Genomic DNA, 25,843 nt, shown 5'->3' on the forward strand with positions numbered 1-25,843 from the left:
ATTGAGCGCTATGCTCGTCAGCTCCCGGTAAACGGATTTCCATCATGAACGACACGAATTCAGGGTCGGTGCGCGCGGCGGTGGTCGGTGTCGGCGCGATCGGCGGGTTGCTCGCGGCCGCGCTGTCGCGGGCCGGCATGACGGTGAGCGCATTCGCGCGCGGTGCGACGCTCGATGCACTGGACACGCACGGCGTGCGCGTGATCGACGAGGCGGGCGCCATGTCGTCGGTCCCGGTGCGCGCGAGCGACGATGCGGCCGCGCTCGGCGTGCAGGACTACGTGGTGATCGCGCTGAAGGCGCAGGCGTTGCCGGCGCTGGCCGCGCGCATTGCGCCGCTGGTCGGACCCGGCACGGTGATCGTCGCCGCGATGAACGGGCTGCCGTGGTGGTTCACGCACGGGCTCGCGGGCCCGCTCGACGGCGTGCCGCTCGACGCGGTCGACCCGGCCGGTGCGGTCTCGGCGGCGCTGCCGCCTGCACAGGCGATCGGCTGCGTCGTGCACCTGTCGTCGAGCACCGATGCACCGGGTGTCGTGCGCCGCGGCCGCGGCAACCGCCTGATCGTCGGCTCGCCCGATCATCGGCTCGCCGCGCCGAGCGCGCGGTTCGCGGCGGCGCTCGCCGCGGGCGGCTTCGACGTCGAGTCGACGCCGGCGATCCGCACCGAGATCTGGGCGAAGCTGTGGGGCAACATGAACATGAATCCGTTGAGCGCGCTGACGGGTTCGACCGCCGAGCAACTGCTCGACGATCCGTTCACGCGGGATCTCGCGTTGCGGATGATGGAGGAGGCGGCCGCGATCGGCGCGAAGCTCGGTCTCGATACGGGGATGAGCGGGCCGGAGCGGATTGCCGTGACGCGCAAGCTCGGCGCGTTCAAGACATCGATGCTGCAGGATTTCGAGGCCGGGCGAGCGCTGGAAATCGGGCCGATCCTCGGCGTGTTTCCGGAACTGGGGCGCCAGCTCGGCGTGCCGACGCCGTATTGCGACGCGGTGCTGGGGTTGCTGCGTCAGCGTGCGGCGAACAGCGGGCTGTAGCGGAGGGAGAGCGCGGCGGCGAAGGCCGGCACGCGGAGCAGAATGAAGAAACGGCGAGCGGCCGTCCGGTCGCCCGGCAGGGACGCCGGGCCGCCGCCCGCGCTTGCGCGACTCGGGCGGCCCGCGGGATTCATCTGGGTAAATCCGAGTAAAGCGGCAGGCGCGGGGAGCGCGCCTGAAACATGTGCGGCGCCGCCGCAGCGATTGCAGCCCATGCCGCACCTTCGCGATACAGGCGCGGCACCGACTACGCCCGCCAAGCGGTTCAGTCGTCGCGTTCGATCGCGTTCGCGACCACCTTGTCGAGCAGCCGCTCGAACGTCTGGCGCTCGCTGTCGGACAGGCACGCGAGCAAGCCTTCATTCCACTTGCGCACGATCGGCATGATCTTGCGATGCAGCGCGCGGCCGTCGGTGGTCAGCGCGATCAGCACGATCCGGCCATCCTCGTCGCTCGCGCTGCGCTCGAGCAGCCCCTGGCGCAGCAGCGCTTCCGCCGCGCGGCTCGCCTGGCTCTTGTCGAGATTGGTGTGGCGCGCGAGATCCATAATCGAAAACGGACCGAAGGCGCCGACGGCGGCGATCACGCGCGCCTCGGGCAGCGAGATGTCCAGCTTGTGCCGGTACACGTCGGCGATCCCGCGGTCGGATCGCTTCGCGAGCGCATGGAGGCGATAGGTCAGAAACTGATCGAGCCCGGCTTGACGGCCTTTCATGTCGAATCCTGAAGAAAAAGGGCGGGCCCGATTGTTCCTGTATCGCGCGCTCGGGTCAACGGTCAGTGTGCGCCGTACTTCAGCCGTGTCAACTGTTCCGCTTCGTTCGCGAGCAGGTTCGCCGCGTCGCGGATCGCGACGTCGAGCGTGATCGGGCCGGGTGCCGGCGAGAAGCAGCCGGAAAAGTGTTCGGACAGGCGCGGCAGCGCGGCCGGGTCGACCGCGCCCGACAGCAGCGACGCGGGCACGCCCGCGACCCGCGCATGGCGGCACGCGATGAACGGCGCCTTGCCGTGCAGCGTCTGCACGTCGGAGCGGCCTTCGCCGGTGATCAGCCAGTCGGCGCCGGCCAGTGCCGCATCGAGCCCGACCTGCCGCGCGACGACTTCCGCGCCGGCTTCGAACTGCGCACCCAGCATGTGCAGCGCGAAGCCGAGGCCACCCGCGGCGCCGGCACCGGCCAGGTCGCGGCAGCGCCGGTCGAGCGCGGCCTCGAGCAGGTCGGCGAAATGACCGAGCGCGGCGTCGAGGGTCGCGACTTGCCCGGGCGTCACGCCCTTTTGCGGACCGAACACCGCGGTCGCGCCATGCGCGCCCGTCAGCGGGTTGTCGACGTCGGACATGCCGATGAATTCCGCGTCCTGCAGGCGCGGGTCGAGCCCCGCCGCGTCGATCCGCGCGATGTCGGCGAGTCGTGCCGGGACGGGTTCGACCGGCTGGCCGGCCGCGTCGAAGCATTGCAGGCCGAGGCCCGCGAGCAACCCTGCGCCCGCGTCGTTGGTGCTGCTGCCGCCGAGCGCGACGAAGAAGCGACGCACGCCCTCGTCGAGCAGCGTGCGGATCGCTTCGCCCATGCCGCGCGTGCTGCGTGCGTCGACCGGCACGCTCATGCCGACCGCATCGGTAATGCCGACGATCTCGGCCGTCTCGACGATCGCGGTGCGCGCGTCGATCAAGCCGACCGCCGCGTCGCGTGCCGCGAGCGACGCGCCGGCCACCTGCAGCGCGCGCCGCGTGCCGCCGCCTGCCAGCATCGCATCGAGCGTGCCTTCGCCGCCGTCGGCCATCGGGCAGCAGCGCACGACCGCGTCGGGCCGGGCGCGGCGGATGCCGGTGGCGATCGCGTCCGCGACCTGCTCGGCGGAAAGCGAGCCTTTGAACGAATCGGGCGCGATGACGACGACAGGCGCGGACGGGTGTTGCGGCATGGTGTCTCCGGAAGGCGTGATTGGTGTGAAGAATGGCGGCCGCGGCCGCGGCGCACCTTCAATCGGAGCTTACAGGATGGCGGGCCCGCGGTGGATACGGCGTTCGGCATAGCGGCGATCCGCGCGCATGGCCGCGCGCGGGAGCGGGCGGCACCGCGGGTGCGCACGGTTGTCGTGCCGATCTGGCGGTATGAGGAAAATTGTTTGCTAGAATAGTCGATTCTTCCGGCCAAAGCCGTGCTCCGAGCCGCTTGCGCTAGCCATCCGGCGCGTGCAGGGATGGCGTGGCGCTCCGGCGCGGCGTGCAGGTGACGCACCTCGTATGCGACGCACCTCACGCCGCAGGCAGGCACGGCAAGGAAAACCCGATTCGCTCGAATAATTTTAGGACGATTGAAGCCATGGCTAACGTTGTTGAGAACCTCGGCAAGCTTGAACGCCGCGTGACGATTTCCCTGCCGAAAGACACCGTGCAGAAGGAAATCGACGCCCGTATCCAGAAACTCGCGAAGAACGTTCGCATGCCGGGTTTCCGCCCGGGCAAGGTGCCGCTGAAGATGGTCGCCCAGCAATACTCGGGTCAGGTCGAAGCGGAAGTGCTGAGCGACAAGATCGGCCAGGAATTCTTCACGATCAGCCGCGCGGAAAACCTGCGCGTCGCTGGCCAGCCGAGCTTCGAGCCGAAGCAGGAACAGGCTGAAGATGCGTACGCGTTCGACGCGACGTTCGAGGTCTACCCGGAAGTGAAGATCGGCGATCTGGCGACGGCTGAAGTCGAGCGCTCGACGACGTCGATCGGCGACGCCGAAATCGACCGTACGCTGGACATCCTGCGCAAGCAGCGCGTGCACTTCCACGCTCGCGGCGAAGCCGGCGAGCACGGCGACGGCGGTGCGGACACCGCAGCGACGAACGGCGACCGCGTGACGGTCGACTTCGTCGGCAAGATCGACGACGTCGCGTTCCAGGGCGGCACGGCCGAAGACTTCCCGTTCGTGCTCGGCGAAGGCCGCATGCTGCCGGAATTCGAAACGGCGGCACTGGGCCTGAAGGCCGGTGAACAGCGTACGTTCGACCTGAAGTTCCCGGACGACTACCACGGCAAGGACGTGGCGGGCAAGACGGCGCAATTCACGGTCACGATGAAGAAGATCGAGTGGCCGCACCTGCCGGAAATCGACGGCGAATTCGCGAAGTCGCTCGGCATCGAAGACGGCGACCTGACGAAGATGCGCGGCGAGATCAAGGAAAACCTCGAGCGCGAAGCGAAGCGTCGCACGCAGTCGATCGTCAAGAACCAGGTGATGGACGCGCTGCTGAAGATTTCCGAACTCGACGTGCCGAAGGCGCTGATCGAGCAGGACCAGCAACGTCTCGTCGAAATGGCTCGCCAGGATCTGGCGCAGCGCGGCGTGCCGAACGCGAAGGACGCACCGATCCCGGCCGAGATGTTCGCCGAGCAGGCAGAGCGTCGCGTGAAGCTGGGCCTCGTGCTGGCCGAGCTCGTGAAGTCGAACGGCCTCGAAGCGAAGCCGGAACAGATCCGCGCGGAAGTCGACGAGTTCGCGAAGAGCTACGAAGACCCGAAGGAAGTGGTCCGCTGGTATTATTCGAACCAGCAGCGCCTCGCCGAGATGGAAGCGTTCGTCGTTGAAAGCAACGTCGTCGACTTCGTGCTGGGCAAGGCAAAGGTGACGGACAAGGAAGTGAGCTTCGAGGCACTCGCGAGCGCATCGGCGCAAGCGTAAGTGTTGCTCTAGCGGCGTGCCGGCTGTCGGAGCGACGGCCCGCACGCCGTTTTTACGTCAAGCGCACGGTTGCCATTAATATGGCGATTGAGCGGGCGGCTTCCCTCCGTTCAATTTTCCATTCGAACAAGGTTCATTGAATGATCACTCGCGCTGAATTGCTGGACATGCTTGCTTCGAACGCGCCGCAGGGTTTCGAGGCGCAAGCGCTGGGGCTGGTGCCGATCGTCGTCGAAACGAGCGGCCGCGGCGAGCGTTCGTACGATATCTATTCGCGTCTCCTGAAGGAACGCCTGGTGTTCATGGTCGGCGAAGTGAACGACCAGACCGCCAACCTCGTGGTCGCGCAATTGCTGTTCCTCGAGAGCGAGAATCCCGACAAGGACATCAGCCTCTACATCAACAGCCCGGGCGGCTCGGTGTCGGCCGGCATGGCGATCTACGACACGATGCAGTTCATCAAGCCGGACGTGTCAACCCTCTGCATGGGCCTCGCGGCCAGCATGGGCGCGTTCCTGCTCGCGTCGGGCGCGAAGGGCAAGCGCTTCGCGCTGCCGAACTCGCGCGTGATGATTCACCAGCCGCTCGGCGGCGCACGCGGCCAGGCGTCCGACATCGAGATCCAGGCACGCGAGATCCTCTACCTGAAGGAACGGCTGAACAACCTGCTCGCGCAGCATACGGGCCAGGACGTGGAGCGCATCGCGCGCGACACCGACCGTGATAACTTCATGTCGAGCGAGGACGCGAAGGCATACGGGCTGATCGATCAGGTGCTGTTGAAGCGCCCGTGAGCTTAAGTGGGGTGCCGCCCCGATTTGCGCGGCGCCCCTGCAACGTCCCGAGTGCCCTGAGCATCTGCGGCAAGCGCATCCAGCCGACTCCGGTCGCGCCCTAGGCGCGGCGTTCGGAGCATTCGGCGTATCATGTCATCTACCTGTCCGGAGGCTCTACATTCATGGCGGACAAAAAAGGTTCGAACAGCGAGAAGCTGTTGTATTGCTCGTTTTGCGGGAAGAGCCAGCATGAGGTGAAGAAACTCATCGCGGGCCCGTCGGTATTCATCTGCGATGAGTGCATCGACCTCTGCAACGAGATCATTCGCGACGAGGCGGCTGCCGCCGGCGTCGAGGCCAGCCTGTCCCGGTCGGATCTGCCGAGCCCGCAGGAAATTCGCGACATCCTCGATCAGTACGTGATCGGCCAGGAGCGTGCGAAGAAGATCCTCGCGGTGGCCGTGTACAACCACTACAAGCGCCTGAAGCATCTCGACAAGAAGGACGACGTCGAGCTGTCGAAGAGCAACATCCTGCTGATCGGCCCGACGGGCTCCGGCAAGACGCTGCTCGCGCAGACGCTCGCGCGGTTGCTGAACGTGCCGTTCGTGATCGCCGATGCAACGACGCTGACCGAAGCCGGCTACGTCGGCGAGGACGTCGAGAACATCATCCAGAAGCTGTTGCAGAACTGCAACTACGAGGTCGACAAGGCCCAGCGCGGGATCGTCTACATCGACGAAATCGACAAGATCAGCCGCAAGTCGGACAACCCGTCGATCACGCGCGACGTGTCGGGCGAGGGCGTCCAGCAGGCGCTGCTGAAGCTCGTCGAGGGCACGATGGCGTCGGTGCCGCCGCAGGGCGGCCGCAAGCATCCGAACCAGGATTTCATCCAGGTCGACACGACCAACATCCTGTTCATCTGCGGCGGCGCGTTCGACGGTCTCGAGAAGGTGATCACCGATCGCACCGAAAAGACGGGCATCGGCTTCGGCGCGACGGTCAAGAGCAAGCAGGAACGCGACGCGGGCGAAGTGCTGCGCGAAACGGAGCCGGAAGACCTGATCAAATTCGGTCTGATCCCCGAATTGATCGGCCGTCTGCCGGTGGTCGCGACGCTCGGCAAGCTCGATGAAGCCGCGCTGATGAAGATCCTCGTCGAGCCGAAGAACGCGCTCGTCAAGCAGTATCACAAGCTGTTCGCGATGGAGCGCGTCGAGCTGGAAATCCGGCCGGGCGCGCTGCAGGCGGTCGCCCGCAAGGCGATCCGCCGCAAGACCGGCGCGCGCGGTTTGCGTTCGATCATCGAACAGGCGCTGCTCGACGTGATGTACGAGCTGCCGGCGATGAAAGGGGTCAGCAAGGTCATCATCGACGAGAACGTCATCGATGGCGACGGCAAACCCCTGCTGATCTATGAGGACACGCCGAAGGTGGCGGGTTCGAACTGACCGGCTTGCCGACGATGTTCTGCGAAAAAGGCCGTTCATGAGACCGTGGGCGGCTTTTTTTCGTTTATCTTGTGGGTAACTCTGACTCGACACGCGGTGGTTACTTTCTTACCGAATATTTCCCGCACTTGAAGGCTTGCAATTCGTTGTGGCGGCCTCAATTACCGAACAATTGATTCCACTCATGGGGAAATGAAATGTCAGGCACCCAACTTCTCCCGCCGGAACGCATCACGCTCCCGCTGCTGCCGCTGCGGGACGTCGTCGTTTTCCCGCACATGGTGATTCCGCTCTTCGTGGGCCGGCCGAAATCGATCAAGGCCCTCGAAGCAGCGATGGAAGGCGGCAAGCACATCATGCTCGTCGCCCAGAAAACCGCGGCCAAGGACGAACCGACCGAAAAGGACATGTACGAGGTCGGTTGTATCGCCAACATCCTGCAGATGCTGAAGCTGCCGGACGGCACCGTGAAGGTGCTCGTCGAGGGCCTGCAGCGCGCGAAGGCATTGTCGATCGAAGAACAGGAGACGCAGTTCTCCTGCGAAGTGATGCCGCTCGAGCCCGATCACGCCGACAGCGCGGAAACGGAAGCGCTGCGCCGCGCGATCGTGTCGCAGTTCGACCAGTACGTGAAGCTGAACAAGAAGATCCCGCCGGAGATTCTCACGTCGCTGTCGGGCATCGATGAAGCCGGTCGCCTCGCGGACATGATCGCCGAGCGTCTGCCGCTGAAGCTCGACCAGAAGCAGCACATCCTCGAGATGTTCCCGGTCATCGAGCGCCTCGAGCACCTGCTCGCGCAGCTCGAAGCCGAGATCGACATCCTGCAGGTCGAAAAGCGCATCCGCGGGCGCGTGAAGCGCCAGATGGAAAAGAGCCAACGCGAGTACTACCTGAACGAACAGGTCAAGGCGATCCAGAAGGAACTGGGCGAAGGCGAAGAGGGTGCGGATCTCGAGGAACTCGAGAAGCGCATCAACGCCGCGCGCATGCCGAAGGAAGCGAAGAAGAAGGCCGACGCCGAGCTCAAGAAGCTGAAGCTGATGTCGCCGATGTCGGCGGAAGCGACCGTCGTGCGCAACTACATCGACACGCTGATCGGCCTGCCGTGGCGCAAGAAGAGCAAGGTCAACAACGATCTGTCGAACGCCGAGCAGGTGCTCGACGAGGATCACTTCGGCCTCGAGAAGGTGAAGGAACGCATCCTCGAGTACCTCGCGGTGCAACAGCGCGTGGACAAGGTCAAGGCGCCGATCCTGTGCCTCGTCGGGCCTCCGGGCGTCGGCAAGACCTCGCTCGGCCAGTCGATCGCTCGCGCGACGAACCGCAAGTTCGTCCGGATGGCGCTCGGCGGCGTGCGTGACGAAGCCGAGATCCGCGGTCACCGCCGCACGTACATCGGCTCGATGCCGGGCAAGATCCTGCAAAGCCTGGCGAAGGTCGGCGTGCGCAATCCGCTCTTCCTGCTCGACGAAGTCGACAAGATGGGCATGGATTTCCGCGGCGATCCGTCGTCGGCGCTGCTCGAAGTGCTCGATCCGGAACAGAACCACACGTTCGCCGACCACTACATCGAGGTCGACTTCGACCTGTCGGACGTGATGTTCGTCGCGACGTCGAACTCGCTGAACATCCCGCCGCCGCTGCTCGACCGGATGGAAGTGATTCGTCTGTCGGGCTACACGGAAGACGAGAAGGTCAGCATCGCGCAGCGTTACCTGCTGCCGAAGCAGAAGAAGAACAACGGTCTGAAGGACGGTGAGATCGAGGTCACCGAGCAGGCGATCCGCGACATCATCCGCTACTACACGCGCGAAGCCGGTGTGCGTTCGCTCGAGCGGGAAGTGTCGAAGATCTGCCGCAAGGTCGTGAAGATGCTGCTGCTGAAGAAGGCATCGGGCGCGATCAAGGTCGACGGCGAAAACCTCGACACGTTCCTCGGCGTGCGCAAGTACGACTTCGGCCTCGCGGCGAAGGAAAACCAGGTCGGTCAGGTGACGGGCCTCGCGTGGACGGAAGTCGGCGGCGACCTGCTGACGATCGAAGCCGCGGTGATGCCGGGCAAGGGCAACGTGATCCGTACGGGTTCGCTCGGCGACGTGATGAAGGAGTCGGTCGAGGCTGCGCGTTCGGTCGTGCGTTCGCGTTCGCGGCGTCTGGGCATCAAGGACGAAGCGTTCGAGAAGCAGGACATTCACATCCACGTGCCGGAAGGTGCGACGCCGAAGGACGGTCCGTCCGCCGGCGGTGCGATGACGACCGCGCTGGTGTCGGTGCTGACGGGCATTCCCGTGCGTGCCGATGTCGCGATGACGGGCGAGATCACGCTGCGTGGCGAAGTGCTGCCGATCGGCGGGCTGAAGGAAAAGCTGCTGGCTGCGCATCGCGGCGGCATCAAGCTCGTGCTGATCCCGGAAGAGAACGTGAAGGATCTCGCGGACATTCCGGACAACGTGAAGAACGCGATCGAGATCGTGCCGGTCCGCTGGATCGACAAGGTGCTCGAACTCGCGCTCGAACGTACGCCGACCCCGCTGCCGCCGGAAGAAGAGGCGAAGGCCGCGGCACCGGTCGGCGAGGCGGCGAAGGATGCCGGCTCGACGGAAGTCGTGAAGCACTGAGAACCTGAACGCCGTCGCTGACGGTGGTTCACGAAACCCGCGGCGTGTCCGCGGGTTTTTTTATGCGCGTCGGGATCGTGTATAGCGCCGCGCGTTAAAATTTTTTGCGCATGGGCTTGGCAAAATGATCGGGGATGAATTAAACTTGCGGGCTCGCTGGTTGTTGATGCCGAAACGCAGATCGCAGCCAGAACGAATCGGAAACGGGTGCTTAGCTCAGCTGGTAGAGCGGCGCCCTTACAAGGCGTAGGTCGGGGGTTCGAACCCCTCAGCACCCACCAGTTTCACGATTCAGCCAGACCAAGGAGCGGTAGTTCAGTCGGTTAGAATACCGGCCTGTCACGCCGGGGGTCGCGGGTTCGAGTCCCGTCCGCTCCGCCAGAAAATGAGAAAGCCCGCCTCGTGCGGGCTTTTTCATTTCCATCGTCGGTTGCGCCCGCTCGTTGCGCACCTGCTTTTCTCCCGTGCCACCCCGTATGTTGTAATATCGGACGTTTTGTCCAATTTTCCCGTCACGCATGCTCGATTTCTTCCGTAATCACCAGCGCCTGATGATGGCGCTCCTGCTCCTGATCGTGTTGCCGGGGCTGGGTTTCGTCGGGATCCAAGGTTTCCGCGGCTTCTTCGACGACAGCGCGAATGTCGCGGCGATCAACGGGCACAAGATCACGCGGGTCGAATTCGACGGCGCGTTCCGTCAGCAGGTCGACCAGGCGCGCCAGGCGCTCGGCGGGCAGTTCGACATCAAGGCGTTCGACACGCCCGAACATCGCAAGCAAGTACTCGACGGCCTGATCCAGCAACGCGTGCTGGCCGACGAGACGCAACGCCTGCACCTGAGCGCATCCGACAACGCCGTGCGCGATGCGCTGATGAGCGACCCGATGATCGCGTCGCTGAAGAAGCCCGACGGTTCGATCGACGTCGAACGCTACGCGCAGCTGCTGTCGTTCCAGGGGATGACGCCCGAGCAGTATCAGGAGCGCGTGCGCTACAGCCTCGCGCTGCAGCAGATTCCGGCGAGCATCATCGCGAGCGCGTTCACGCCGAAGGGTCCGGCGCAACGCCTGTCGGAGCTGGCCGCGCAGCAGCGCGAAGTGCAGGCGCTGGTGCTGAAGACGAGCGACTACGCGGCGAAGGTGCAGCCGACCGACGCACAGCTTGCCGCGTACTACGACGCGCACAAGCAGAGCTTCGCGACGCCCGAGACCGCGACGATCCAGTACCTCGTCTATTCGCCGGCCGCGGCGGCCGCCAGCGCGCAGCCGACCGACGCGGACATCAAGAAGTTCTACGACGACAACCCGACGCACTTCCGTACCGAAGCGCAGGTTCGCGTGAGCCACATCTTCATCGCCGCGGCGAGCAACGCAAGTGCGGCCGACAAGGCGGCAGCGAAGACGAAGGCCGAGCAACTGCTCGCCGACGTGAAGGCGCATCCGGACCAGTTCGCGCAGATCGCGCAGAAGAGCTCGCAGGACGCGCCGTCGGCCGCGAAGGGCGGCGACCTCGGCTTCATCACGCGCGGCTCGACGGCGGGCGGCAAGGCGTTCGACGATGCTGCTTTCGCGCTGAAGCAGGGCGACGTGAGCGGTGTCGTGCAGTCGGATCTCGGCTTCCACATCCTGAAGGCGACGGAAGTGAAGCCGTCGGTGGTCAAGCCGTTCGCGGAAGTGAAGGACCAGATCGCAGTCGGCCTGAAGCAGCAGTACGCAGCGAAGGCGTTCTCGGACAACGCGGAAGGCTTCACGTCGACCGTGTATGAAAAGGCGAAGACGCTGCAGCCGGCCGCCGACAAGTACAAGCTGACGCTCCAGACGGCCACCGTCACGCCGACGCCGAATCCGCAACTGCCGCCGACGAGCCCGCTGAACAATCCGAAGTTCCTCGCTGCCGTGTTCGCGAACGATTCGGTGAAGAGCCAGAACAACACGCAGGCGATCGACGTGGGCAACAACACGCTGATCTCGGCGCGCGTGACCGACTACAAGCCGGCTGCCGTGGCGGCGCTCGACACGATCAAGGACGCGGTGCGTCAGAAGGTGGTCGCCGAGCAGGCTGCGGAACTCGCGAAGAAGGACGGTGCGGCGAAGCTGGCCGAGCTGCAGAAGTCGAAGTCGGCCGATGGCTTCGCGGCCGCGCAGAAGGTGTCGCGCACGCAGTCGCAGGGCCTGACGCCGGCCGCGCTGAGTGCCGTCTACAAGGTCGATGCGAAGACGCTGCCGGCGTATGTCGGTGTCGATCTCGGTGCGGCCGGCTATGCGATCTATCGCGTGAACACGGTGATCGCGGGTACGGCCGTCGATCCGCAGCAGCTCGCGGCCGCGCAGCAGCAGATGGCGCAGGTCGAAGCGCAGAGCGAAGGCGAAGCCTATCTCGCCGCGCTGCGCGACCGCTCGAAGGTGAAGCTGTACGGCACCACGCAGAGCCAGTCGCAGGACGGCGGCAACTAAGCCACGACCCAGCGCCAACCAAGCGAAGCGCCGTTCACGGTTTCGCATGCAGCACAAAAAGCCTCGCTCGAAGCGGGGCTTTTTGCTTTCCGGCGGTGGCGAGTCGCGAGGTCAGCCGCGCGGCTTGCCGAGCAGCGGTTTCAACGCCGGCCAGACGTTGTCGAGCAGGATGCCCTGCGCCTGCTGTGCGGGATGCATCTGGTCCGACTGGAACATCTCGGGCTTGTTCTCGATGCCGGCCAGCAGGAACGGCACGAGCGGTACGCCGAGTTCCTTCGACAGGCGCGTATAGACCGCATGGAACTTCTGCGTGTAGTCGGGCCCGTAGTTGGGCGGCACGTACATGCCGACCAGCACCACCTTCGCGCGCGCCTGTCGCGCATCGGCGATGATGTCGCGCAGGTTCTGCTCGGTCGTCGCCAGCGGCACGCCGCGCAGCGCATCGTTCGAGCCGAGCTCGACGACGACGATCGACGGCTTGAGCCGTTGCAGCACCGCAGGCAGCCGTGCGCGGCCGCCACTCGTGGTGTCGCCGCTGACGCTTGCATTCGCGACGCTATAATCGATTCGCTCGGTCGCAAGCCGTTGCCGCAGCAGCGCAACCCAGCCGGTGTCGCGCGGCAGCCCGTATTCGGCCGACAGGCTGTCGCCGAGCACGACGAGCGCGGGCTGGCCCGAGGTCGGGGCCGCCGTCGCGGCGCGTGCGGGCATGGTTGTTGCGGCCAGGGTCCCCAGCAGCGCGGCGAGCGCCGCGCGCCTTTTCCAGCGGAATGTCGTGTCCATGTTCAAGATTACCGATCCGATCATCGAAGTCCATGACGTATGCAAGCGGGTTGCCGATGCAACGGGCGAGCTGACGATCCTCGACGGCATCACGCTCGCCGTGCGGCCCGGCAGCAGCCTCGCGATCGTCGGTGCATCGGGGTCGGGCAAATCGACGCTACTCGGCCTGCTTGCGGGGTTGGACAGCGCGACGAGCGGTACGGTTCGCCTGCTCGGCCGCGCGCTCGACCAGCTCGACGAGGACGAGCGTGCCGCGCTGCGCAACGGCGCGGTCGGGTTCGTGTTCCAGTCGTTCCAGTTGATGCCGCACCTGACGGCGCTCGAGAACGTGATGCTGCCGCTCGAACTGCAGGGCGGCATCAGTGCGCGCGACGCGGCCGATCGTGCCCGCGCGCTGCTCGTGCAGGTCGGTCTCGGCGAGCGTATCGCGCATTATCCGAAACTGCTGTCGGGCGGCGAGCAGCAGCGCGTCGCGCTCGCGCGCGCATTCGTCACGCATCCGGCGATCCTGTTCGCCGACGAACCGACCGGCAGCCTCGATGCGGCCACCGGCCACGCGGTCATCGACCTGATGTTCGAGCTGAACCGCACGCACGGTGCGACGCTCGTGCTCGTCACGCACGATCCCGAGCTCGCGCGGCGCTGCGCGACGATGGTCACCATCGACGCCGGACGCATCGTCGCACCGCACACGGCATAGCGCGGGACTGAATTCTTGCCGGCCGCACAGGGTGGATCGCCCGGTGCGGCCGGCATGCGTTCGACGCCGTCGCGTCAGCGCTTGAGCGCTGCCCGCGCGCGCTCGATCAGCGCGGTCGTCGACGAATCGTGCTTCGCGGGATCGACCGACTCGGCCGACAGGTCGGCTTCGACGACCTTGCCGAGAATCTTGCCGAGCTCCACCCCCCACTGGTCGAACGGATTGATGTCCCACACCGTCGCCTGCACCAGCACCTTGTGCTCGTAGAGCGCGATCAGCGCGCCGAGCGTGCGCGGCGTCAGCGCGTCCACCAGCAGCGTCGTCGTCGGGCGGTTGCCGGGGAACGTCAGGTGCGGCGCGAGCGCTTCCTTGCCGGGGCCGGCGACCTTGCGCGCTTCGTCGAGCGTGCGGCCGAGCATCAGCGCTTCACTTTGCGCGAAGCAGTTCGCGAGCAGCTTCGGATGATGGCTCGCGAGCGGATGCTCGGGCGTCAGCACCGCGATGAAGTCGATCGGCACGATCGTCGGGCCCTGGTGCAGCATCTGGAAAAACGCGTGCTGGCCGTTGGTGCCCGGCTCGCCCCACGTGACGGCCGACGTCGGGTAATCGACGAACGTGCCGTCGAGGCGCGCGGACTTGCCGTTGCTTTCCATCTCGAGCTGCTGGAGATACGACGGCAGGTAGTGCAGCGCTTCCGAATACGGCGCGACGAGGTAGCTCTGCGAGCCGAAGAAGTTGCGATACCAGATGCCGATCAGGCCGAGCAGCACCGGCAGGTTGCGCTCGAGCGGCGCTTCGCGGAAATGGCGATCCATGTCGTTCGCGCCGGCGAGCAGTTCGTCGAACTGCTCGGGCCCGATCGCGATCATGATCGACAGGCCGACCGCCGACCACAGCGAATAGCGGCCGCCGACCCAGTCCCACATTTCGAACACGTTGTCCGCGGCGATGCCGAACTTCACGACTTCGGCCGGGTTCGCCGACACGCCGACGAAGTGCTTCGCGAGCGCGTCTTCTGGGCAGCCGCGCGCGACGAACCAGTCGCGCAGCGAGCGTGCGTTCGTCATCGTCTCGAGCGTCGTGAAGGTCTTCGACACGATGATCGCGAGCGTTTCTTCCGGGTCGACCTGTTCGAGCACGCGCGCGAGATCGGCACCGTCGACGTTCGACACGAAGTGCGTCGAGATGTCGGGCGTCGCGACATGGTGCAGCGCGTGCACGACCATCTTCGGCCCGAGATCCGAGCCGCCGATGCCGATGTTGATTACGTGGCGGATGCGCTTGCCGGTGTAGCCGGTCCACGCGCCGCTGCGCACGGCGCGCGCGAAGGTCGCCATCTTCTCGCGCTCGGCGCTGACCTGCGCATGGAACGGCGCGTGCGGGTCCGTCGCGCGCAGCGCGGTGTGCAATGCGGCGCGACCTTCGGTCGGGTTGACGATCTCGCCGGCGAACATCGCGTCGCGGCGCGCTTCAACGCCCGCTTCGCGGGCCAGTTGCACGAGCAGGCGCAGCGTGTCGTCGTTGATGCGGTTCTTCGAGAAGTCGGCCGCAAGGCCGCCGCCCGGGACCGTGAAGCGTTCGGCACGGGTCGGCGCGCGGTCGTTTTCCGGTGCGAACCAGTCGCGCAGCCGCGCGTGGCGAATCTGTTCGAAGTGGGATTGAAGGGCAGTCCAGGCGGGGAGCGAATTCAGCGTCATGGCGGTTCGAGTGAAGCGTGAATCGGGAGGAATGCCGCGCCGGCGCCTCGGGATCGGAAGGCCGGCGGACGAGCGGGCCCGCCGTGCGGCGGGGGGCACTCAGTATAGCGGCGTTATATGTCGGCGCGCGGCGACGGGTAAAAAAGGCGATTGATCAGCGTGCGCACCATCGGCGCGAGTTCACCCGCGGTGAGGCCGGCCGGCCCGGTGCCGTGCGCGGTCAGCGTATCGGCCGCGAGGCCGTGCAGATAGACGCCCGCGAGCGCGGCTTCGTAGGGCGCGACGCGCTGCGCGAGCAACGCGCCGATCAGGCCGCCGAGCACGTCGCCGGTGCCGCCGGTGGCGAGCGCCGCATTGCCGGTCGGGTTGAGCGTCAGGCGGCCGTCGGGCGCCGCGATCACCGTGCCCGAACCCTTCAGGACGACGACGCTCGCGTAGCGCGTGGCGAGCGCCTGGGCCGCGGCCAGTCGGTCGTGCTGCACCGACGCCGTGTCGCTGCCGAGCAGCCGCGCTGCCTCGAGCGGATGCGGCGTCAGCACGCACGCGTTGCCGCGTGCGCCGCGGGCGGCCACGGCGGCCGCGAGGTCGGCGTGCGTCGCGACGAGGTTCAGCGCGTCGGCGTCGAGCAGCGTCACGGCATCGTGCGCGAGCACGTCGCGCACGAGGGTGGCTGCGGCCTCGCGCGTGCCGAGGCCGCAGCCTGCTGCGATCGCGGACATCGCATCGAGGTCGAGACCGTCCGCGGGATGCAGCATCAGTTCGGGAAACGGCGGGTCGTACGGCGGCGCGCCGGCACCGAGAAAACCGACATGCACCTTGCCGGCGCCCGCGAATAGCGCGGCGCGCGCGGCGAGGATCGGCGCGCCGCACATGCCCGTGTCGCCGCCGAGCACCGCGAGGCTGCCGAACGTGCCCTTGTGCGACGCGAACGCGCGGGCGGGCAATGCGGCGGCGAATCGTGCCGGCGCATTCAGCACGATGGCCGGCGCGGCGGGTGGGGCGACGTCGAGCGACGCGATGTCGATCTGGCCGGCGAGGTCGCGGCCGTCGCCGGTGTAAAGGCCCGGCTTCGCGCCGATGAAGGTGAGCGTGTGCGTCGCGGCGACGGCGACGCCCGCGCCGACGATCCGGCCCGTGTCGCTGTCCAGTCCGCTCGGCACGTCGAGCGCGAGCACGCGGCCGCCGCTTCGGGCATGTGCGGCGATGCGCGCGGCCTGGGTGGCGAACGGGCCGTCGAGTGCGCGACCTAGGCCGATGCCGAACAGTCCGTCGACGACCCATGCGTAATCGTCGAGCGAGGCGGGCGGTTCGGTCGACAGCGGCACGCCGGCCGCGCGCGCGAGGCCGAGCGCCCATTGCGCATCGTCCGGCTTGACCGGCACCGGCATCCAGGCCTGCGTCGCGACACCGAGCTGCTGCAGCTGCGCGGCGGCCACCAGCGCGTCGCCGCCGTTGTTGCCGGGGCCGACCGCGAACCAGACCGGGCGGTCGTCGCCGGCGACCCGTTCGGACAGCCAGCGCGCGGCGGCGGCGCCCGCGCGGCCCATCAGCGTGTGCGGCGGCAGTTCGGCGGTCGCGGCGGCCTCGGCCGCGCGCAGGTCGGCGACGCGCAGCAGCGCGAGCGGGACGGAGTCGGGAAGCGGGCGGGTATTCGTCATCGCGGGGTCATGGCGGCGGGAGGATGCGCCCCGGGACGGGCCCGCGGCGGTCAGGTCGTGAAGCGCGCGGCGCTCAGCGCGGCGAGCGTGTCGGCGGGCCACTGCTGCGTGTCGCCGGCCAGACAGTCTGTCACCACTTTAGCAGACCCGCACGCGAGGCCCCAACCGGCCGGGCCGTGACCGAAATTGACGAACACGCGCGGATGCGGGGTCGGACCGACGACCGGCAGGCCGTCCGGCGACAGCAGTTGCGTGCCTTGCCACGACAGCGCGGCGGAAATCTTCGCGGCGCCGGGCACCCAGTCGTGCACGGCCTGGCCGAGCAGCGCGAGCGCGGCTTCGGACAGCGGCTCGGGGAGCGGCTTCGCGGTGTCGGCGAGGCTTTGCAGCACGGCGCCGCCGCCGATGCGCAGCCGCTGGTGGGTGCGCGTGATCGAGATCCGCTTGATCGAATCGACGACGCTCAGGTGCGGCGCATGTTCTTCGTACGCGACCGGCGCGGTCAGCGTATGCGCGCGGACCGGATGCAGCGGCAGCCGCCAGCCGAGCCGTTCGAGCAGCGGCAGGCTGCCGGCGCCGGCAGCGACCACGATCGCGTCGGCCGCCATCACGTCGACTTCGTGCGCCTTCGTCGCGTGCCGGCCGCCGGCCGGTGCGAGCTCGATCGCGGCGCGGCCGGTGTCGACGCGGATCGCCGCGACGTCCGCGCCGAAGCGGAACTGCACGCCGTGCTCGTCGAGCGTCTGCTTGACCAGTTTCGCGAACAGCGGGCAGTTTCCGGTGCGCTCGCTCTCGAGCAGCACGCCGCCGGCGAAGCCGGGCTCGGCCGGCACCGACGGCTCGAGTGCCGCGCATTCGTCGGCGGTGAGCACCCGGTACGGCTGGTCGAGCGCGCGGAGCAGGTCGAGCGCCGGCTGCAGTGCTTCCCAGTCGCGCGGGTCGCGCACGACGTGCAGGATCCCGGGTTTCTGCTCGAATTCGAGCTGGAAGCGCGCCTCGATATCGGCGAGCGACTCGCGCGACGCGTCGATCAGCGGGCGCAGCCGCGCATACTGCGCGGTGAATGCATCGGGTTCGCGCAGCGCGGCGAGCTGCTTGACGAAACGGCGCACGCCGCTGTTGAAGCCCGGCTTGTAGACGATGCCGGTGTCGCGCGGCTGGCGCTGGCGCATGAAGGTCGGGCCGAACCAGACGTCGAGCGGGCTCGGCAGCAGCGTGCCGCCGTCGCCGTAGGTCGCGCCCTGCGCGACGGTCGCGTGGCGTTCGACCACGCACACGCGATGGCCGGCCGCGCGCAGCTGGTAGGCGGTGGCGACGCCGCTGATTCCGCCGCCGATGACGATGACATCCATGGATTGCTTCGATGACGGGCGGCGCGCACGCCGCCCGGTGAGAATTCGCTGACGGGCCCCCGGCCCGGTGAACCGGGAATGATAGCGCCAAAATCACGCGAACCGGTGCCACGCAACCCCATCCGATTCCGCCGTCTTGCGGTCACCGGCCACCGCGGCCGCGCACGCCGGCCCGGCGGGCGGCCGGGCGCGGCGGATGCCGGTGCACCGTTGCGGTGCGTGACGGGTGCCGATCAGCCGGTCTGGGATGACCGACTTCCGGGTATAATTACGGCCTTCCTTTCGCCCCACGTCGCCACCTCGCGCGACTCATCGACGTCAGTCCAGCCCATGGCTCACTTCTCGTGTTTTCCCGGCGCTTCGGCCCTCTCCGATTTCCGTCAAACCCGTCTGCTCGATACGCTCAAGCAAATCGACGCCAACATCGTCGCGGTACGCGGCCAGTTCCTGCACTTCGTCAATGCGGCCGAGCCGCTGTCGGCCGACGACAGCGCACGCATCGACGCGCTGATGCACTACGGCGCGCCGTTCGAGCCGGCGGCCGAGAAGGGCACGGCCGAGACCTTCGTCGTGCTGCCGCGCTTCGGCACGGTTTCGCCGTGGGCGAGCAAGGCGACCGACATCGCGCAGCACTGCGGCCTCACGCAGGTGCGCCGCATCGAGCGCGGCGTCGAATTCACGGTCACGCTGAAGTCGGGCCTGCTCGGCGGCAAGAAGGCGCTGTCCGACGACGCGCGCGCCGCGGTTGCAGCCGCGCTGCATGACCGGATGACCGAAAGCGTGGTCGCCGCGCGCGACGACGCGAAGCACCTGTTCGACGAGCTGCCGGCCAAGCCGCTCGCGACCGTCGACGTGCTCGGCGTCGGCCGCGCCGCGCTCGAGCGCGCGAACGTCGAGCTGGGCCTCGCGCTCGCCGACGACGAGATCGACTACCTGGTCGATGCGTTCCGCAAGCTCGAACGCAACCCGACCGACGTCGAGCTGATGATGTTCGCGCAGGCGAACAGCGAGCACTGCCGCCACAAGATCTTCAACGCGAATTGGACGATCGACGGCGAAGCGCAGGACATGTCGCTGTTCGCGATGATCCGCAACACCGAGAAGCTGAGCCCGCAAGGCACGATCGTCGCGTATTCGGACAACTCGTCGATCATGGTCGGCGCCGAAGCCGAGCGCTGGTTCCCGCGCAACGCGGGCGCGGCCGGCGAGCCGGGCGAGCGCTACGGGCGCCACACCGAGCTCACGCACACGCTGATGAAGGTCGAGACGCACAACCACCCGACGGCGATCTCGCCGTTCCCGGGCGCGGCGACCGGCGCGGGCGGCGAGATCCGCGACGAAGGCGCGACGGGCCGCGGTGCGCGTCCGAAGGCCGGCCTCACGGGCTTCACGGTGTCGAACCTCGACCTGCCGGACGCGCGCCAGTCGTGGGAAAACGCGCGCGACGCGGCGCAGCCGGTCGGCGAGCGCAACCCGAACGATGCGCACGGCCCGTACGGCCGTCCGGACCGCATCGCGTCGCCGCTGCAGATCATGATCGACGGCCCGCTCGGCGGCGCCGCGTTCAACAACGAATTCGGCCGCCCGAACCTCGGCGGCTACTTCCGCGTGTACGAGCAGAACGTCGGCGGGAAGGTGCACGGCTATCACAAGCCGATCATGATCGCGGGCGGCCTCGGCAACATCGCGGATCAACATACGCACAAGCACGACGTGCCGGCCGGCTCGCTGCTGATCCAGATCGGCGGTCCCGGCATGCGGATCGGCATGGGCGGCGGCGCGGCGAGCTCGATGGCGACCGGCGCGAACACGGCCGAACTCGACTTCGACTCGGTGCAGCGCGGCAACCCGGAAATCGAGCGGCGCGCGCAGGAAGTGATCAACGGCTGCTGGCAGCTCGGCGCGGAAAACCCGATCCTGAGCATCCACGACGTCGGCGCGGGCGGCCTGTCGAACGCGTTCCCCGAAATCGTCGACGGCGCGGGCAAGGGCGCGCGCTTCGAACTGCGCAAGGTCGCGCTCGAGGAATCGGGCCTGTCGCCGCGCGAAATCTGGTCGAACGAGGCGCAGGAGCGCTACGTGCTGGCGATCGCGCCGGCCGACCTGCCGCGCTTCGAGGCGATCTGCGCGCGCGAGCGCTGCCCGTTCGCGGTGGTCGGCGTCGCGACCGACGAACGCGAGCTGAAGCTCGTCGATGACGAAGCGAAGGGCACGGATGAATTCCCGGTCGACATGCCGATGGAAGTGCTGCTCGGCAAGCCGCCGCGCATGCACCGCGACGTCGCGCGTGTCGCGACCGAGCGCGCGCCGGTCGAGGTGACGGGCATCGCGCTGTCGGAAGTCGCGGTCGACGTGCTGAAGCACCCGACGGTCGGCAGCAAGTCGTTCCTGATCACGATCGGCGACCGTTCGGTCGGCGGCACGTCGGTGCGCGACCAGATGGTCGGCCCGTGGCAGGTGCCGGTGGCCGACTGCGCGGTGACCGCGCTCGACTACGCGGGTTTCAAGGGCGAGGCGATGACGATGGCCGAGCGCACGCCGCTCGCGGTGATCGACGCGCCGGCATCGGGCCGCATGGCGGTCGGCGAGGCGATCACGAACATCGCGAGCGCGCCGATCGCGTCGCTCGACAAGCTGAAGCTGTCGGCGAACTGGATGGCCGCGTGCGGCACGGCCGGCGAGGACGCCGCGCTGTTCGACACGGTCAAGGCGATCGGCATGGAGCTGTGCCCGGCGCTCGGGATCGGCATCCCGGTCGGCAAGGACTCGCTGTCGATGAAGACCAAGTGGGACGAGCAGGGCGTCGCGAAGGAAGTCGTGTCGCCGGTGTCGCTGATCATCTCCGCGTTCGCGCCGGTCGAAGACGTGCGCCGTCACCTGACGCCGCAACTGCGCCGCATCGCCGACGCAGGCGACAGCGCGCTGATCGCGATCGATCTCGGCCGCGGCAAGAACCGCATGGGCGGCAGCATCTTCGCGCAGGTCACGCAGCAGGTCGGTGACGCGACGCCGGACGTCGACGATCCGGAAGACCTGAAGCGCTTCTTCAACGCGATCCAGTCGCTGAACGCGCAAGACAAGCTGCTCGCGTACCACGACCGCTCGGACGGCGGCCTGTGGGCGACGGTGTGCGAAATGGCGTTCGCGGGTCACGCGGGCGTATCGCTGAACGTCGACATGCTGACGCTCGACCCGAATCACGAATCCGACTACGGCGACGCGAAGGACTGGGCGAAGCAGACGAGCGGCCGTCGCGAAGATCGCACGCTGCGCGCGCTGTTCTCGGAAGAACTCGGTGCCGTCGTGCAGGTGCGCGCGGCCGATCGCGACGCGGTGCTCGGCGCGCTGCGCGAGTTCGGCCTGTCCGCATGCTCGCACGTGATCGGCACGGTCAACGATCGCGACGTGATCGAGGTGTACCGCGACGCGAAGAAGGTGTTCGACGCGCCGCGCGCGGAACTCCATCGCGCATGGGGCGAAGTGAGCTGGCGCATCGCGCGCCTGCGCGACAACCCCGCGTGCGCGGACGCCGAATACGACGCGCTGCTCGATGCGGCCGACCCGGGCATCTCGCCGGTGCTCACGTTCGATCCGGCCGACGACATCGCAGCACCCTTCATCGCGACGGGCGCGCGCCCGCGCGTCGCGATCCTGCGCGAGCAGGGCGTGAACTCGCACCTCGAAACGGCATACGCGTTCGACCGCGCGGGCTTCGACGCGCACGACGTGCACATGAGCGACCTGCTCGCCGGTCGCGCGAATCTTGCCGATTTCGCAGGTGCGGTCGCATGCGGCGGCTTCTCGTACGGCGACGTGCTGGGCGCGGGCGAAGGCTGGGCGAAGACGATCCGCTTCAACGCGAATCTCGCCGACATGTTCTCGGCCTTCTTCGCGCGCCCCGACACGTTCGCGCTCGGCATCTGCAACGGCTGCCAGATGCTGTCGAGCCTCGCATCGATGATCCCGGGTGCCGAAGCGTGGCCGAAGTTCACGCGCAACAAGTCCGAGCAGTTCGAGGCGCGCTTCTCGTTCGTCGAAGTGGAGAAGTCGCCGTCGATCTTCTTCGCGGGGATGGAAGGCTCGCGGATTCCGGTGGCGGTCGCGCACGGCGAAGGCTATGCGGATTTCTCGCAGCAGGGCGACATCGACCGGGTCGCGGTTGCGATGCGCTACGTCGACCACCGCGGCGAAGCGACCGAGCGTTATCCGTTCAACCCGAACGGGTCGCCGGCCGGCATCACGTCGGTCACGACGGCCGACGGCCGCTTCTCGGTGCTGATGCCGCACATGGAGCGCGTGCACCGCACGGTCACGATGAGCTGGCATCCGGAAGGCTGGGACGACGCGAGCCCGTGGATGCGCGTGTTCCGCAACGCACGCCGCTGGATCGGCTGATGTTCGATCCGCACGCGCCGGTCGAGATCGTCACGCTGCGCGATGAGCGCGCGAGCGACGTCGAGGCGATCGGTCGCGTGATCGTGGCCGCGTTCGCGGATGCGCCGCAGCACGGCGCGTTCGAGCGGCGGATCGTCGACGCGTTGCGCGCGGATGGCGCGCTCAGCGTGTCGCTCGTCGCGGAGCGCGACGAGCGCGTGATCGGCCACGTCGCGTTCTCGCCGGTCTTGATCGGCGGCGAGCCGGCACGCAGCCAGCAGTGGTACGGGCTCGCGCCGCTCGCGGTACTGCCCGAATGCCGGCGCCAGAGCATCGGCGCGGGGCTCGTGCGTACGGGGCTCGACGCGTTGCGCCGGCTCGGCGCGCGCGGCTGCGTCGTGCTCGGTGATCCCGAGTACTACGCGCGTTTCGGTTTCGTGCCGTCCGGCGATCTCGTGTTCGCGGATGCGCCGCCCGAGTATTTCCTCGCATTGGCATTCGACGACACCGCGCCACGGCCATCGGGCGACGTCCGCTATCACGACGTGTTCCATCCGGTGTAACGGTTCGGTGCGCCGGCCGTGTGCGATCCCGCCGGACTCAATCGAATGAACTGAAAAGCCGCTTCGACGCGGCTTTTTCTTTGCGTAGCGCCGTTTTCGTCATCCATTCTTCCTGTCCCGCCCGCCGACCGGCGCAATCGCGCCGGCCAATCGCGTTTCAGTGATCCGGCACACGCAGCGGATCGTCCGCCCTTGCTACGGTGTCCGCGTCAACGGGAGTCATCGAAATGAATTCGGACAGCAACAGCGGCCGTGCAGGCGAGGCGGGCGGGCAACTGCACTCGATCCAGATCCTGCGGGCCGTTGCGGCGCTGCTGGTGGCGTTCTGGCATTTCGCCGCCGCGATGCCGCTCTATCACCATGCGCCCGCATGGATCAACACGCGCAATTTCGCGGCGATCGGCAATGCGGGCGTCGATCTGTTCTTCGTGATCAGCGGCTTCATCATCTTGCATACGCATCGCCGCGATGCGGCCGGGTGGGCCGCGGCCGGCCGGTTCCTGAAGCGGCGGATGCTGCGGATCTATCCGCTGTACTGGATGTGGACCACCGTGCTCGTGGTGATGTGGAGCGCGCATCTCGTGCTGAAGAGTCATCACGCGACGCTCCATTACCTGATCTGCTCGTACCTGTTGTGGCCGGCGGCGAATCAGGACGGTATCTGGCGGCCGTTTCTGGAGCAGGGCTGGACGCTCGGCTACGAGATCTACTTCTATCTCGCATTCGCCATGGCGATCGCGCTCGGCTTGCGCCGCCTGCTGCTGCCGTTTCTCGCGGCCGCCTTCCTGACGATCGGCGTGGCCTGCCATCTGCTCGGTGCGCCGACGTCGGTCATGATGCTGACCGGCGCGCAACTGATCGGCGAATTCCTGCTCGGCATCGTCGCGGCGATGGCGTATGCAGTCGTGCGCGATCGCTGGACGCCCGCCGCGATGCTGGCCGTCGGCCGGATGCTGGCAGTCGCGGGTGTGCTCGGGCTGCTTGGCGCGGCACTGGCCGGCGCGGACGGTGTGGGCAATCCGCCGATGGAGCTGTTCGTCGGTCACGCGCCGCGTGCGCTCGTCTACGGCGGTCCGGCGTTCCTGCTGGTGCTGGGCGCGGTGCTGATCGACCACGTGCGACCGGTCGCGGACAGCGCGCTGGTGTTTCTGGGCAACGCGTCGTATTCGATCTACCTGACGCACAACTTCGTCGTGGCGGCCGTCGCGACGGCGCTCAAGCACGGCGTGGGGCAGCAGGTCGGCGCGGACTGGATTGTCGCGGGCGGCCTCGCGCTCGTCGCCGTGGTTGGCGCAGGCGCGTATCGGCTGATCGAGCAGCCGGTACTCGGCGTGCTCGCGAGGACGTTCGCAACCGACCGGGCGCGTGCGCAATCGGCGGCGCCGGCGAAGGCGTAGCGCGCTGTGATGCGCTGGCGTTGACGTCGGGATCGGCGTGAGTGCGGGTGCCGGCACGGGCCGGCGATCGCGACACGAGCGAGGATGGCGACGATGGCGGCGCGTTGGTTGCGCCTCGGTGCGCACCGCAAGCGCACATGAAAAAGGCCGCTCCAGGGAGCGGCCTTCGCGTGGGCGATCGTCGCCGACGTTACTGAATTTTCGCCTGCTGGCGCAGGCCTTCCTCGAACGCCTGCAGCTTCTGCTGCACGAGCTGCTGCGCGATCTGCGCCTTCACCTGGTCGAACGGCGGCGGGGCGATGTCGCGGACGTCGTCGACACGGATGATGTGCCAGCCGAACTGCGTCTTCACCGGCGCGTCGGTCATCTGGCCTTTCTGCAGCTTCTGCGCCGCGGCCGCGAATTCCGGCACGTAGGCCTTCGGGTCGGACCAGTCGAGGTCGCCGCCGTTCTTGCCCGAGCCCGGATCCTTCGAGTATTGCTTCGCCAGGTCCTCGAACTTCGCGCCGCCCTTGATCTTCGCGATCAGGTCCTTTGCCTGCTGCTCGCTGTCGACGAGGATGTGGTGCAGGTGATACTCGCGGTTGCCGCCGGCACCCTTCACGAGGTCGTCATAGCGCGCCTTCACTTCCGCGTCGGTCGGCTGGTTCTTCTTCAGGAAGCTCTCGATCATCGAGCGCAGCACGACCGTCTGCTGCGCGACGGCGACCTGCGCCTTCACGTCCGGGCGGTTCGGGATGCCTTCGCGGATCGCTTCCTGCATCAGGATTTCGCGGTTCACGAGTTCCTGGCGCACGGCCTGCTGCAGTTGCGGGCTGTCGGTCTGGCCTTGCTGGACGAGCTGCGCGACCATCGCATCGGCGCGCGACTTCGGAATCGGCGTGCCGTTGACGACGGCGATGTTCTGGGCGAATGCCGGTGCCGCTGCAAAAGCAGCCGCCGCGACCCACAGGCGGGGGGATTTCAGGATCATCGGGAATTCCTGTTGAGACTAGATTGAAGATTCGTTGAATTCTTCGGGCGTGTAAGCCACGATCGCGAGCGCGTGGATGCCGCGCTGCATCGCATCAGCGAGCGCATCATACACCAGCCGGTGCCGCGCGACGCGCGGCTTGCCAGCGAAGGCGGCCGACACGATCGTCACCGTGAAGTGGCCGCCGGCGGCCGCGCCGGCGTGGCCCGCGTGCTGCGCGCTGTCGTCGCGCACCGTAAGCGACAGCGGGGCAAGCGACGCGGTGAGGCGCGCTTCGATCAGCGCGATGCGTTCGTCGGGAGAGGCGTTGAGGAAAGCGTCGGTCATG

General features: G+C 67.5%; 18 protein-coding genes and 2 tRNA genes. 12 read left to right on the forward strand and 8 right to left on the reverse strand.

Annotation, left to right across the window (positions count from 1 at the left end; translation table 11 throughout):
• The first annotated feature begins 44 nt into the window (after nt 1-44).
• Nucleotides 45-1,043, forward strand: coding sequence for a 2-dehydropantoate 2-reductase (locus U4Y91_RS13740; RefSeq protein ID WP_321805485.1), 999 nt, complete (start codon nt 45-47; stop codon nt 1,041-1,043).
• 265 nt (nt 1,044-1,308) lie between these two features.
• Here U4Y91_RS13740 and U4Y91_RS13745 read toward each other — a convergent pair whose 3' ends face one another.
• A complete protein-coding gene (locus U4Y91_RS13745) occupies nt 1,309-1,758 on the reverse strand; it encodes a MarR family transcriptional regulator (protein ID WP_321805486.1) in 450 nt (149 codons plus the stop codon).
• 62 nt (nt 1,759-1,820) lie between these two features.
• Nucleotides 1,821-2,966, reverse strand: a complete 1,146-nt coding sequence (locus tag U4Y91_RS13750; RefSeq protein ID WP_321805487.1) for a glycerate kinase — start codon at nt 2,964-2,966, stop codon at nt 1,821-1,823.
• A 401-nt stretch (nt 2,967-3,367) separates the two neighbouring features.
• Here U4Y91_RS13750 and tig point away from each other — a divergent pair, with 401 nt between their 5' ends.
• From tig to U4Y91_RS13785, 7 genes are all read left to right on the forward strand, one after another.
• Nucleotides 3,368-4,714, forward strand: a complete 1,347-nt coding sequence (gene tig, locus U4Y91_RS13755; protein ID WP_321805488.1) for a trigger factor — start codon at nt 3,368-3,370, stop codon at nt 4,712-4,714.
• 140 nt (nt 4,715-4,854) lie between these two features.
• The gene (gene clpP, locus U4Y91_RS13760; RefSeq protein WP_006496351.1) at nt 4,855-5,508 is read left to right on the forward strand and encodes an ATP-dependent Clp endopeptidase proteolytic subunit ClpP; all 654 of its coding nucleotides are present in this window, start codon (nt 4,855-4,857) and stop codon (nt 5,506-5,508) included.
• Between the two features lie 164 nt (nt 5,509-5,672).
• A complete protein-coding gene (clpX, locus tag U4Y91_RS13765; protein ID WP_006754177.1) occupies nt 5,673-6,944 on the forward strand; it encodes an ATP-dependent Clp protease ATP-binding subunit ClpX in 1,272 nt (423 codons plus the stop codon).
• Between the two features lie 197 nt (nt 6,945-7,141).
• Nucleotides 7,142-9,565: an endopeptidase La gene (lon, locus tag U4Y91_RS13770; RefSeq protein WP_044843675.1), complete on the forward strand. Its 2,424-nt coding sequence runs from the start codon at nt 7,142-7,144 to the stop codon at nt 9,563-9,565.
• Nucleotides 9,566-9,770: 205 nt separating this feature from the next.
• A tRNA-Val gene (locus U4Y91_RS13775) sits at nt 9,771-9,846 on the forward strand.
• A gap of 23 nt (nt 9,847-9,869) precedes the next feature.
• Nucleotides 9,870-9,946: transfer RNA gene (locus tag U4Y91_RS13780), tRNA-Asp, on the forward strand.
• 137 nt (nt 9,947-10,083) lie between these two features.
• Nucleotides 10,084-12,018, forward strand: a complete 1,935-nt coding sequence (locus U4Y91_RS13785) for a SurA N-terminal domain-containing protein (protein WP_321805489.1) — start codon at nt 10,084-10,086, stop codon at nt 12,016-12,018.
• A 111-nt stretch (nt 12,019-12,129) separates the two neighbouring features.
• Here the strand turns inward: U4Y91_RS13785 and U4Y91_RS13790 are convergent, their stop codons facing one another.
• A complete protein-coding gene (locus U4Y91_RS13790) occupies nt 12,130-12,801 on the reverse strand; it encodes an arylesterase (RefSeq protein ID WP_321805490.1) in 672 nt (223 codons plus the stop codon).
• Between U4Y91_RS13790 and U4Y91_RS13795 the strand changes: the two genes are divergently transcribed.
• On the forward strand, nt 12,800-13,501 hold the full coding sequence (locus tag U4Y91_RS13795) for an ABC transporter ATP-binding protein (RefSeq protein ID WP_321805491.1): 702 nt from the start codon (nt 12,800-12,802) through the stop codon (nt 13,499-13,501). The genes U4Y91_RS13790 and U4Y91_RS13795 overlap by 2 nt on opposite strands.
• Nucleotides 13,502-13,575: 74 nt before the next feature.
• Here the strand turns inward: U4Y91_RS13795 and pgi are convergent, their stop codons facing one another.
• The 3 genes from pgi to U4Y91_RS13810 all read right to left on the reverse strand — a co-directional run bounded on the left by pgi (nt 13,576) and on the right by U4Y91_RS13810 (nt 18,208).
• Nucleotides 13,576-15,198 (reverse strand): glucose-6-phosphate isomerase, encoded by a 1,623-nt coding sequence (pgi, locus tag U4Y91_RS13800; protein WP_321805492.1) that lies wholly within the window; start codon nt 15,196-15,198, stop codon nt 13,576-13,578.
• A gap of 113 nt (nt 15,199-15,311) precedes the next feature.
• A complete protein-coding gene (locus tag U4Y91_RS13805) occupies nt 15,312-16,856 on the reverse strand; it encodes an NAD(P)H-hydrate dehydratase (RefSeq protein WP_321805493.1) in 1,545 nt (514 codons plus the stop codon).
• A gap of 50 nt (nt 16,857-16,906) precedes the next feature.
• Entirely contained in the window at nt 16,907-18,208 is a 1,302-nt protein-coding gene (locus U4Y91_RS13810; RefSeq protein WP_321805494.1) for an FAD-dependent oxidoreductase, read from the reverse strand.
• Between the two features lie 330 nt (nt 18,209-18,538).
• On the opposite strand from U4Y91_RS13810, the gene purL reads away from it, so the two are divergent.
• The 3 genes from purL to U4Y91_RS13825 all read left to right on the forward strand — a co-directional run bounded on the left by purL (nt 18,539) and on the right by U4Y91_RS13825 (nt 24,542).
• A complete protein-coding gene (gene purL, locus U4Y91_RS13815) occupies nt 18,539-22,603 on the forward strand; it encodes a phosphoribosylformylglycinamidine synthase (protein ID WP_321805495.1) in 4,065 nt (1,354 codons plus the stop codon).
• The gene (locus U4Y91_RS13820) at nt 22,603-23,145 is read left to right on the forward strand and encodes an N-acetyltransferase (RefSeq protein WP_321805496.1); all 543 of its coding nucleotides are present in this window, start codon (nt 22,603-22,605) and stop codon (nt 23,143-23,145) included. The genes purL and U4Y91_RS13820 overlap by 1 nt, the downstream gene beginning before the upstream one ends.
• 227 nt (nt 23,146-23,372) lie before the next feature.
• Entirely contained in the window at nt 23,373-24,542 is a 1,170-nt protein-coding gene (locus U4Y91_RS13825; RefSeq protein WP_321805497.1) for an acyltransferase, read from the forward strand.
• 190 nt (nt 24,543-24,732) lie between these two features.
• On the opposite strand, the gene U4Y91_RS13830 is transcribed toward U4Y91_RS13825, so the two are convergent.
• Both U4Y91_RS13830 and U4Y91_RS13835 read right to left on the reverse strand, forming a co-directional pair.
• On the reverse strand, nt 24,733-25,515 hold the full coding sequence (locus tag U4Y91_RS13830) for a peptidylprolyl isomerase (protein ID WP_044843666.1): 783 nt from the start codon (nt 25,513-25,515) through the stop codon (nt 24,733-24,735).
• Between the two features lie 18 nt (nt 25,516-25,533).
• Nucleotides 25,534-25,842 (reverse strand): BolA family protein, encoded by a 309-nt coding sequence (locus U4Y91_RS13835; protein ID WP_057925330.1) that lies wholly within the window; start codon nt 25,840-25,842, stop codon nt 25,534-25,536.
• Nucleotide 25,843 lies beyond the last annotated feature (1 nt).

The organism is Burkholderia sp. BCC1993 (assembly GCF_905339865.1).
GTDB lineage: Bacteria > Pseudomonadota > Gammaproteobacteria > Burkholderiales > Burkholderiaceae > Burkholderia.

Excerpts from the sequence above, each read along its gene's own strand:
- U4Y91_RS13740 (WP_321805485.1), top strand. The coding sequence starts at position 45 with ATGAACGACACGAATTCAGGGTCGGTGCGCGCGGCGGTGGTCGGTGTC.
- U4Y91_RS13745 (WP_321805486.1), bottom strand. The coding sequence starts at position 1,758 with ATGAAAGGCCGTCAAGCCGGGCTCGATCAGTTTCTGACCTATCGCCTC.
- U4Y91_RS13750 (WP_321805487.1), bottom strand. The coding sequence starts at position 2,966 with ATGCCGCAACACCCGTCCGCGCCTGTCGTCGTCATCGCGCCCGATTCG.
- tig (WP_321805488.1), top strand. The coding sequence starts at position 3,368 with ATGGCTAACGTTGTTGAGAACCTCGGCAAGCTTGAACGCCGCGTGACG.
- clpP (WP_006496351.1), top strand. The coding sequence starts at position 4,855 with ATGATCACTCGCGCTGAATTGCTGGACATGCTTGCTTCGAACGCGCCG.
- clpX (WP_006754177.1), top strand. The coding sequence starts at position 5,673 with ATGGCGGACAAAAAAGGTTCGAACAGCGAGAAGCTGTTGTATTGCTCG.
- lon (WP_044843675.1), top strand. The coding sequence starts at position 7,142 with ATGTCAGGCACCCAACTTCTCCCGCCGGAACGCATCACGCTCCCGCTG.
- U4Y91_RS13785 (WP_321805489.1), top strand. The coding sequence starts at position 10,084 with ATGCTCGATTTCTTCCGTAATCACCAGCGCCTGATGATGGCGCTCCTG.
- U4Y91_RS13795 (WP_321805491.1), top strand. The coding sequence starts at position 12,800 with ATGTTCAAGATTACCGATCCGATCATCGAAGTCCATGACGTATGCAAG.
- U4Y91_RS13790 (WP_321805490.1), bottom strand. The coding sequence starts at position 12,801 with ATGGACACGACATTCCGCTGGAAAAGGCGCGCGGCGCTCGCCGCGCTG.
- pgi (WP_321805492.1), bottom strand. The coding sequence starts at position 15,198 with ATGACGCTGAATTCGCTCCCCGCCTGGACTGCCCTTCAATCCCACTTC.
- U4Y91_RS13805 (WP_321805493.1), bottom strand. The coding sequence starts at position 16,856 with ATGACGAATACCCGCCCGCTTCCCGACTCCGTCCCGCTCGCGCTGCTG.
- U4Y91_RS13810 (WP_321805494.1), bottom strand. The coding sequence starts at position 18,208 with ATGGATGTCATCGTCATCGGCGGCGGAATCAGCGGCGTCGCCACCGCC.
- purL (WP_321805495.1), top strand. The coding sequence starts at position 18,539 with ATGGCTCACTTCTCGTGTTTTCCCGGCGCTTCGGCCCTCTCCGATTTC.
- U4Y91_RS13820 (WP_321805496.1), top strand. The coding sequence starts at position 22,603 with ATGTTCGATCCGCACGCGCCGGTCGAGATCGTCACGCTGCGCGATGAG.
- U4Y91_RS13825 (WP_321805497.1), top strand. The coding sequence starts at position 23,373 with ATGAATTCGGACAGCAACAGCGGCCGTGCAGGCGAGGCGGGCGGGCAA.
- U4Y91_RS13830 (WP_044843666.1), bottom strand. The coding sequence starts at position 25,515 with ATGATCCTGAAATCCCCCCGCCTGTGGGTCGCGGCGGCTGCTTTTGCA.
- U4Y91_RS13835 (WP_057925330.1), bottom strand. The coding sequence starts at position 25,842 with ATGACCGACGCTTTCCTCAACGCCTCTCCCGACGAACGCATCGCGCTG.